This is a genomic window from Streptomyces sp. 796.1, from assembly GCF_047525675.1.
Taxonomy (GTDB): domain Bacteria; phylum Actinomycetota; class Actinomycetes; order Streptomycetales; family Streptomycetaceae; genus Streptomyces.
In genome coordinates, this window is the sequence record NZ_JBLIWA010000064.1 from 32,357 (window position 1) to 41,020 (window position 8,664).

Below are 8,664 nucleotides of genomic sequence, written 5' to 3' on the forward strand. Positions count from 1 at the left end.
GTCGCGCCCCGGCCTGACCCGCTAAATCAGCTCCACCAGATCCGCGATCGAGTCCTTGACGTGCGTGGGCCGGTACGGGAACTTGCCGAGGTCCTCCACCTGGGTCAGGCCCGTCAGGACGAGGAAGGTTTCCATGCCCGCTTCGAGGCCGGCCAGGACGTCCGTGTCCATCCGGTCGCCGATCATGGCGCTGGTCTTGGAGTGGGCGCCGATCGTGTTCAGGCCCGTGCGCATCATCAGCGGGTTCGGCTTGCCCACGAAGTAGGGCTCCTTGCCGGTGGCCTTGGTGATGAGGGCGGCCACGGCGCCCGTCGCGGGCAGCGCGCCCTCGGCGGACGGGCCCGTCTCGTCCGGGTTGGTCGCGATGAACCGCGCCCCGTCGTTGATCAGCCGGACGGCCTTCGTCATCGCCTCGAAGGAGTACGTACGCGTCTCACCGAGGATCACGAAGTCGGGCTCGGTGTCGGTGAGCACGTAGCCCACGTCGTGCAGCGCCGTCGTCAGCCCCGCCTCGCCGATGACGTACGCGGAGCCGCCCGGGTGCTGGTCGTCCAGGAACTTCGCGGTCGCCAGCGCCGAGGTCCAGATGTTCTCGGCCGGCACCTCAAGCCCCATCCGGGCCAGCCGTGCGTGCAGGTCACGGGCGGTGTAGATGGAGTTGTTGGTCAGTACGAGGAACGGCTTGGCCGAGTCGCGCAGCTTCTTGATGAACGCGTCGGCGCCCGGCACCGGGATGCCTTCGTGCATCAGCACGCCGTCCATGTCGGTGAGCCATGACTCGATGGGCTTGCGCTCTGCCATGCCGGTCTCCTGTTACACACGAGCTTTCTGGGACGCCGGAACGGCGCTGTGCCGGCGCCCCCAGCGTAACCAGCGCCGGCGTGATCACCACCGTCGCAGCACGTCCGCCTTGGCCCCGGTGACCAGGCTCGCGGCCGGCACGTCGGCGGCCACCACCGCACCGGCCGCCACCACCGCGTCCCGCCCGATGCTCACCCCCGGCAGGATGGTGGCTCCGGCGCCGATCCACACGTTCTCGGCCACGTCGATCGGCGCCCCGGTGAGGTAGTGCCGCCGCTCCTCCGGGTCGACCGGGTGGCCGCTGGTGATGAAGGTGGCCTTCGGGCCGATCATCGTGCGCGCGCCGATGCGGATGCCGGCGTAGTCCAGGAACGTGCAGTTCTGGTTGATGAACACCCGCTCACCGAGTTCCAGCCGGAGCCCGTGGTCGGTGAAGAACGGCGGGTAGATCGTCGCCCGCGCCGGCAGCGGCCGGCCCAGGATCTGCGTCAACAACTCCGCCTTGCCCGCCTCGTCGTCGAAGGGCAGGCAGTTCAGCCGCGAGGTGAGCGCGCTGACCTCAAGCACCCGGTCGGCCATGGCCTGGAACTCGGGACTGTGGATGCGCATGAGGCGCTGGCTGGGCATGGGGTGGTCCTCCCGGTCGGCGGTTCGGTGCTGGCGGGCCGCGCGCCGGGAGGGCACGGCGGACCACATCGCCCCGGCCGCGCGCCACCCCGGCCGCGCCGTCCAGCCGACACCTTAGGCGCGCCGCCCGGCGCGCGGCCCCGCGCCCCGGGCCCCTCAACTCCCCGTTGGGCCTCGACTCACCGTTGGGCCTCGACTCGCCCCGGGCCTCGACTCACCGAGCCTCAACTCACCACCCGCGTCACCGTATAGATCAACAACCCCGCCAACGCCCCCACCACCGTGCCGTTGATGCGGATGAACTGGAGGTCGCGGCCGATGTGGGCCTCGATCTTGCGGGAGGTGTGTTCGGCGTCCCAGCCGGCAACCGTGTCGGTGATCAGGGACGTGATCTCGCGGCGGTAGGTGGTGACCACGTACACCGCCGCGTCCTCCAGCCAGCCGTCCACCTTGCGTTGCAGGGCCGGGTCGGTGGCCATGCGGGTGCCCAGGGAGAGGATGGCCGCGCGGGCGCGGAGACGGAGTTCGCTGCGTTCGTCGTCGGCCGCGGCGACGATCATCGAGCGGACCGAGCCCCAGGCCGAGGCGATCAGGTCCTGCACCTCGCCGCGGCCGAGCACCTCGCTCTTGAGGCGTTCCACCCGGGCCCTGGTGTCCGGGTCGGACTGGAGGTCGCGGGCGAAGTCGGCCAGGAAGCGGTCGACCGCGCCACGCGCCGGGTGGTCGGTCATGTCGCGCATCTCGGTGACGAAGCGCAGCAGTTCGCGGTAGACCCGGTCGCCCACCTTGCGGTCCACGAACCGCGGGGTCCAGCCGGGGGCGCCGCCGGTCACCGCCTCCATCACCGAGTCGCTGTGCTGCACCAGCCAGTCGTGGGCCCGTACGCACACCAGGTCCACCACCCGGCGGTGGCCACCGTCCGTGACGACCTTCTCCAGCATGGTGCCGAGGCCCGGCGCGATCTCCTGCGCGTCCGCCCGGCGCGTTATGGCCTCGCCGACCACGGCCTGTACGTCCGAGTCGCGCAGTACGGTCAGCGCGCCGCGCACGGCGGTGGCCAGTTCCGCGGTGACCCGGTCCACGTGGTCCGGCTCGGCCAGCCAGGCGCCGAGGCGGCTGCCGATGCCGACGGCGCGCAGCCGCTGCCGTACGACGTCGCCGGCGAGGAAGTTCTCGCCCACGAACTCGCCCAGGCTCTGGCCCAGTTGGTCCTTCTTGGTCGGGATGATCGCGGTGTGCGGGATCGGCAGCCCCAGCGGGTGGCGGAAGAGCGCGGTGACCGCGAACCAGTCGGCGAGCGCACCCACCATGCCGGCCTCGGCCGCCGCCGCCACGTAGCCGGCCCAGCCGCCGAGCCCGGCCGACTGCGCCCACTTGGCCAGTACGTACACCACGGCAACGGCCAGCAGCAGGCCGGTGGCCAGGGCCTTCATCCGGCGTACGGCGCGCTGCTTCTCCTGGTCGGCGGCGCTGAAGGCGCCGGGGCCGGCGAAGGGGCCGCCGGTGGGGGGCCCGCCCGTGCGGGGGCCCCGGCCGTGGCTGCCGCGGCCTGCGGCGCCGTCGCCCGGGGGACCTGCCGCGCCGCCGCCCGCGCCCGGGCCGTCGCCGCCGCGGCCTCCGGCGCCCGCACCGTCGCCCGCGCCAGCACCCGGGCCAGCGCCCGTACCGCCGCCCAGACCGCCGCCCGTACCGTCCGTGCCCGTCCGTGCCGCGCCGTCAGTGTCCCCGTACGTCCGTTCCATTCACTCCACCAAGATCGCGCCGTCCCCCCGGGCCATTGTCGGGCCTGGGCCCCCTTCCGTAACGAACGGGAGGTTCCCGGCGGCAGCCCGGGCGCGGCGTCCTGGGCCCTGAATCAGCCCGTAGGGGGCGGGTCGGGGGAGGGCCAGGGCCGCGGGAAGCCCAGGGCCGGCGCCGGCGGGCGCCCGGGGCACAGGGCCGTGGGGCACGGGCCCCGCCGCCCCGGGCGCACCCCGCCCGCGCCCACCCCGCCCGCTCCCCCGTCCGGCGGGCGGGCGTCACCCACCCCGTGGGATCATGGGAAGCCTCGCCGGCCGCGTTCGCCGCGCCGCGCCCGCCCACCGCCGCAGTGCGGGGGCACCGCGCCCGCCCACCGCCGCACCGCGGGGTCATCGACTCCGCCGAGTTCAGGAGAGCCCCGCACATGACCGTGAGTCCCCCGCCCAGGCATTCGGCCTACGCCGTGCTTGCTGCGCTGGCGGCCGTGGTGATCCTCGTCTCCGCCGCGATATTCGTCGGCGTCGGCAAGAGCGACGGCACCGCGGCACCCACCAGCGGGCACGGCAACGAGGCCGCACCGGCCTCCGCCGGCACCTGGGTGGGCACCTGGTCCACCTCGCCGGCCGCCGCCGAGCCCCAGCGGCCGAACGGCTTCCCCAAGGTGTCGATCCGCAACGTGGTCCGCATCAGCGTCGGCGGCGAGCGGGTGCGCATCCAACTCTCCAACCTGTACGGGAACCGGCCGCTCACCATCAGCCACGCCTCGGTGGCGCTGGCCGCCGCGCCCAACGACCCGAACGCGGCCGGCGGCACCATGCGGCGGCTCTTCTTCGACAAGCGGCCTTCGGTGACCATCCCGGCCGGCCGGCACGTGTTCAGCGACCCGACCGGGCTGCGCGTCCCGGACGCCAGCGACCTGCTGGTCACCACGTACTCGCCCACCCCGTCCGGCGCCGTCACCTACCACCCGCACGCCCGGCAGATCTCGTACGCGGCGCAGGGCGACCACGCCGAGGACACCGCCGGGCTGGCGTTCACCCAGCAGAGCCCGTACTGGCGCTACCTGACCGGCGTGGACGTGTGGACGGGCCGGGCCACCGGTTCGGTCGTGGCGCTCGGTGACTCGATCACCGACGGCAGCACCTCCACCACGGGCGCCAACCACCGCTGGCCCGACTTCCTCGCCCAGCGGCTGCGCACCGAACGCGACGCGCCCCGGCTCGGCGTCCTCAACCAGGGCATCAGCGGCAACCGCGTGCTGACCGACGGCAACCTCACCCCGCCGAACAACCCGAGCGGCCTGTCCCGCTTCGACCGGGACGTGCTGGCGCAGACCGGGGTCCGGGCGGTCGTCATCGAGCTGGGCGTCAACGACATCCTGCGCAACCCCCACGAGACCAACCCGGACCGCATCACCGGCGGCCTGCGGCAACTCGTGGAGCAGGCACACACCCGCGGGCTGCGCGTCGTCGGCGCCACGCTCATGCCGTTCTACGGGCACCGCGGCTTCACGCCCGAACTGAACGCGGTCCGCGAGGCGGTCAACGAGCAGATCAGGTCGGGCGAGGTCTTCGACGAGGTCGTCGACTTCGACGCGGCCCTCCGCGACCCCGCCAACCACCTCCGCCTACTGCCCCGCTACGACTCGGGCGACCACCTGCACCCCAGCGACGAGGGCTACCGGGCCATGGCACAGGCGCTGGACCTGGACCACCTGCAAGGACGGGTGGCGGCCGAGCTCTAGCCCTGGCGGGCGGCGAGGGATGACCGGGTGGCCCGGGTGGGCGGGCGGTGGGGCTCCGCCGCCCGGGCCGCGTTCGCTGCGGATGTGAAGGCCGATCGCCACCCCCCGCCCCCGGCTCAGCCGAGCTCGGCGATCAGTTCCCGCACCCGCCGTTCGATCTCGTCGCGGATGGGGCGCACCGCCTCGATGCCCTGGCCGGCGGGGTCGGGCAGGGCCCAGTCGAGGTAGCGGCGACCGGGGACGACGGGGCAGGCGTCGCCGCAGCCCATGGTGACCACCAGGTCGCAGTCGCGTACGGCCGCGGGCGTCAGGGCCTTCGGTGTCGCGGTGGAGAGGTCGATTCCGACTTCGGCCATGGCCCGTACGACCGTGGGGTTGACCGTGGCCGCGGGGGCCGAGCCGGCCGACGCGGCCCGGGCCCGGCCGTCGGCCAAGTGGGTGAGGAAGGCGGCGGCCATCTGGGACCGCCCGGCGTTGTGCACGCAGACGAAGAGGACGGACGGCGGGGCGGCGGGGGCATCAGGCACGGTTGGTCTCTCTCTTCGGTACGGCGCCAAGCGGGGCCGGCCTCGCCCCGCGGTGCGGCTCAGGCACGGCTGGGCTCTCCTTGCGGTACGGGGGCGGGGGCGGCGTAGAACCGCCGCGCCCACAGCGCCACGTACACCAGGCCGATCAGCACCGGCACCTCGATCAGCGGGCCGACGACGCCCGCCAGGGCCTGGCCGGACGAGGCGCCGAAGGTGGCGATGGCGACGGCGATGGCCAGTTCGAAGTTGTTGCCGGCGGCGGTGAACGCCAGTGTCGTGGCCCGCGGATAGTCCAGGCCGACGGCCTTGCCGAGCGCCATCGAACCGGCCCACAGCACGGCGAAGTACACCAGCAGCGGCACCGCGATCCGCACCACGTCCAGCGGGTGCGAGGTGATCGCGTCGCCCTGGAGGGCGAACAGCACGACGATCGTGAAGAGCAACCCCCACAGCGCGAACGGGCCGATCCGCGGCACGAGTTCGCGTTCGTACCAGGCACGGCCCCTGGCCCGCTCGCCCAGTCGGCGGGTGAGGAACCCGGCCAGCAGCGGGATGCCCAGGAAGATCAGCACGCTGCGGGCGATCTCCCACACCGAGACGGAGAGCCCGGCCTGCTCCCAGCCGAGCCAGCCGGGCAGCGCCGACAGGTAGAACCAGCCGAGCAGGCTGAACGCCAGCACCTGGAAGACGGAGTTCAGGGCGACCAGCACGGCGGCTGCCTCCCGGTCGCCGCCCGCCAGGTCGTTCCAGATGATCACCATGGCGATGCAGCGGGCCAGCCCCACGATGATCAGCCCGGTCCGGTACTCGTCCAGGTCCGGCAGGAACGCCCAGGCCAGTACGAACATGACGGCCGGCCCGACCAGCCAGTTCAGCACCAGCGACGGCAGCAGCAGCCGGCGGTCGCGGGTGACGGTGTGCAGCCGGTCGTAGCGGACCTTGGCCAGCACCGGGTACATCATCACCAGCAGGCCGAGGGCGATGGGCAGTGAGACCCCGGTGACCGTGACCGCGGCCAGCGCGTCCCCGAGCCCCGGCACCAGCCGGCCGAGCCCGAGCCCGGCCGCCATCGCGACGATGATCCACACGGCCAGGTACCGGTCGAGGAACGACAGTCGGCCCGCGACGCCGGGTGCGGGCGCGCTCATGCCCGACCCCGCTCGGGGCCGGCGGTGGCGCCTGCGGCCTTCGCGGCGGCAGGTGCGGCGGCGCCTGCGGTGCCCGCCGGCGCGGCGCCGGCCGGACCGCAGCACCCCTGCGCGGCCCGGTCCGGCACGGGTGCGCCGGTCGGGCGGGTCAGGATGCCGGCCAGCCGGTCGGTGGTCTCCGGCAGCAGCCAGTAGTACACCCAGGTGCCGCGCCGCTCGCAGTCGATCAGGCCCGCCTGGCGGAGCAGCTTGAGGTGGTGCGAGATGGTCGGCTGGGACAGGTCGAACGCGGGCGTGAGGTCACAGACGCACACCTCGCCCCCGGCCCGCGAGGCGATCATCGACAGCAGCCGCAACCGCACCGGATCACCCAGCGCCCGGAACACCTTCGCGAGCTCCGCGGCCTGGTCCGCCTCGATCGGCGCCGCCAGGAGGCCGGGGCAGCACCCGTCCAGCGTGCCGGCCTGGCCGAGCACCGTAAGACCTTGATTCGACATTCTTCTATGTTGACATTCATCGATCCAGGACACAACCTTGCATTGAAGAACTTCGAATCAGGAGCGGCCGGCCCCCGTTGGCCGGCCCTTGGAGGTGCGCCATGTCCCGCGTTCAACTGGCCCTGCGCGTCAGCGACTTGGAGGCGTCCATCGCCTTCTACAGCAAGCTGTTCAACACCGGGCCGAGCAAGCGCCGCGAGGGGTACGCCAACTTCGCCATCGCCGAACCGCCGCTGAAGCTCGTCCTCCTGGAGGGCGAGCCCGGCCAGCACACCCGGCTGGACCACCTGGGCGTGGAGGTCGGCGCCGCGGCCGAGGTCACCGCGGCCGGCGACCGCCTGCGCGCCGCCGAACTCACCACCACGGAAGAGACCGACACCGCCTGTTGCTACGCGGTCCAGGACAAGGTCTGGGTGCACGGCCCCGGCGGCGAACCGTGGGAGGTGTACGTGGTCAAGGCCGACGCCGAGGTGCTGGGGGCCAGCGCGGTGGGCGCGGATGCGGACGCGGGCGCCGATGTCGATGCAGATGCAGATGCGGATGTGGAAGCGGACGCGGATGCGGATGCCGCGCGGCCGGCGCAGCCCCGGGCCGCGGACGCGGGCGGCGACGCCGCGCGGTGCTGCGGGACCTGACCGTGGGCGGGGCGGTGGTGTGCGGCGGGGGCTGACCTGTGGGTGCCCGGCGGCCCCGGGGTGCGGTGCTCACCCCCGAACGGGCCAACCCGCACCCCGAGCGGATGCGGACCCGTCGGGGCCGGCGAACCCTGGGAGGACCAGGAGGTTCCTTCATGCGCTTCGTCTCGCGTCCGGTGGGTGCGGTGGTGCTGGTCGCCGGGCTCGCGGCGCTCGCCGCGCCGGCCGACGGGTCTTCGGGTGAGCCGCCGCGGCCCGTCGGCCGACTCTCCGTCAGCCCGGTCGCCGCGCACCCCGATGAGCCGGTGGAGCTGCGGGTCTGGGGGTGCGACGCGGCGGCGGGCACGGCCGCGTCCGCCGCCTTCGCCCGCGATGCGGCGCTCGTCCCTGCGGGCCGGGTCGGCGGTGGCCTCCGCGGCGATGCGCTGATCAGGGCCGGAGCGGGCGCCGGTACGTACGACCTCGCCGTGCGCTGCGACGGCACCGAGCGGGTGGCCGCCGCGCGGGTACGCGTGACCGCGGCCGAGCGCGAGGAGAGCACCGGCCGGGAGGGCAGCGCCGAGCAGGAGGGCGACGCCGCGCGCGAGGGCAGCGCCGACCGGCCGGCCCGGGACGCGGAGCCCGTACCGCCCGCTGCGCACCCCCGGCCGGTCCGCTCGCCGATCGCACCGGTACGCGCCGGCGGCGGTGGCACCGCGGACGAGCGGCGCGCGGCGGCGGAGCGGGAGCGGGACGCGGCGGCCGACGGCCGGGGCCGCGCCGACGACATCGGGGCCAGCACCGATGCCCGTGCTGACGCGCGGGGCGAACAGGACACGCAGGGCGAGCGGGCTGCGCGGGGCGAGCGAGGCGAGCAGGGCGAGCGGGCGGCCCCGCGGCGCGGGCTCGGCGGCGTCGAGGCGTACGGGCTCGCGCTGGCCGGCGGCACCGCGCTCACCCTCGGCG

At 74.2% G+C, this 8,664-nt stretch carries 9 protein-coding genes; 3 read left to right on the forward strand and 6 right to left on the reverse strand.

From position 1 onward, the window contains the following. Positions 1–21: 21 nt before the first annotated feature. The 3 genes from ACMA1D_RS30175 to ACMA1D_RS30185 form a co-directional block, all read right to left on the reverse strand. Positions 22–801, reverse strand: a complete 780-nt coding sequence (locus ACMA1D_RS30175) for an HAD-IIA family hydrolase (RefSeq protein ID WP_349992317.1) — start codon at positions 799–801, stop codon at positions 22–24. 84 nt (positions 802–885) lie between these two features. After that, positions 886–1,428: a DapH/DapD/GlmU-related protein gene (locus ACMA1D_RS30180; RefSeq protein WP_414727168.1), complete on the reverse strand. Its 543-nt coding sequence runs from the start codon at positions 1,426–1,428 to the stop codon at positions 886–888. Between the two features lie 224 nt (positions 1,429–1,652). Next, on the reverse strand, positions 1,653–3,170 hold the full coding sequence (locus ACMA1D_RS30185; RefSeq protein WP_414727169.1) for a DUF445 domain-containing protein: 1,518 nt from the start codon (positions 3,168–3,170) through the stop codon (positions 1,653–1,655). A 422-nt stretch (positions 3,171–3,592) separates the two neighbouring features. Here ACMA1D_RS30185 and ACMA1D_RS30190 point away from each other — a divergent pair, with 422 nt between their 5' ends. Next, positions 3,593–4,912 (forward strand): SGNH/GDSL hydrolase family protein, encoded by a 1,320-nt coding sequence (locus tag ACMA1D_RS30190; protein WP_414727170.1) that lies wholly within the window; start codon positions 3,593–3,595, stop codon positions 4,910–4,912. Between the two features lie 116 nt (positions 4,913–5,028). On the opposite strand, the gene ACMA1D_RS30195 is transcribed toward ACMA1D_RS30190, so the two are convergent. Genes ACMA1D_RS30195 through ACMA1D_RS30205 form a run of 3 tightly spaced genes read right to left on the reverse strand, consistent with a single transcriptional unit; the run spans position 5,029 to position 7,084 of the window. Next, positions 5,029–5,439 carry an arsenate reductase ArsC gene (locus tag ACMA1D_RS30195; RefSeq protein WP_414727171.1) on the reverse strand — a complete coding sequence of 137 codons (411 nt, stop codon included), beginning with the start codon at positions 5,437–5,439 and terminating at the stop codon, positions 5,029–5,031. A gap of 59 nt (positions 5,440–5,498) precedes the next feature. After that, positions 5,499–6,587 (reverse strand): ACR3 family arsenite efflux transporter, encoded by a 1,089-nt coding sequence (arsB, locus tag ACMA1D_RS30200; RefSeq protein WP_414727172.1) that lies wholly within the window; start codon positions 6,585–6,587, stop codon positions 5,499–5,501. Beyond that, complete coding sequence (locus tag ACMA1D_RS30205; protein WP_414727173.1) at positions 6,584–7,084, reverse strand: ArsR/SmtB family transcription factor; 501 nt, start codon at positions 7,082–7,084, stop codon at positions 6,584–6,586. The genes arsB and ACMA1D_RS30205 overlap by 4 nt, the downstream gene beginning before the upstream one ends. 101 nt (positions 7,085–7,185) lie before the next feature. Here ACMA1D_RS30205 and ACMA1D_RS30210 point away from each other — a divergent pair, with 101 nt between their 5' ends. After that, on the forward strand, positions 7,186–7,719 hold the full coding sequence (locus tag ACMA1D_RS30210; RefSeq protein ID WP_414727174.1) for an ArsI/CadI family heavy metal resistance metalloenzyme: 534 nt from the start codon (positions 7,186–7,188) through the stop codon (positions 7,717–7,719). Between the two features lie 155 nt (positions 7,720–7,874). Further along, positions 7,875–8,664 (forward strand): hypothetical protein (locus ACMA1D_RS30215; RefSeq protein ID WP_414727175.1); only part of this gene is annotated, 790 nt, incomplete at its 3' end.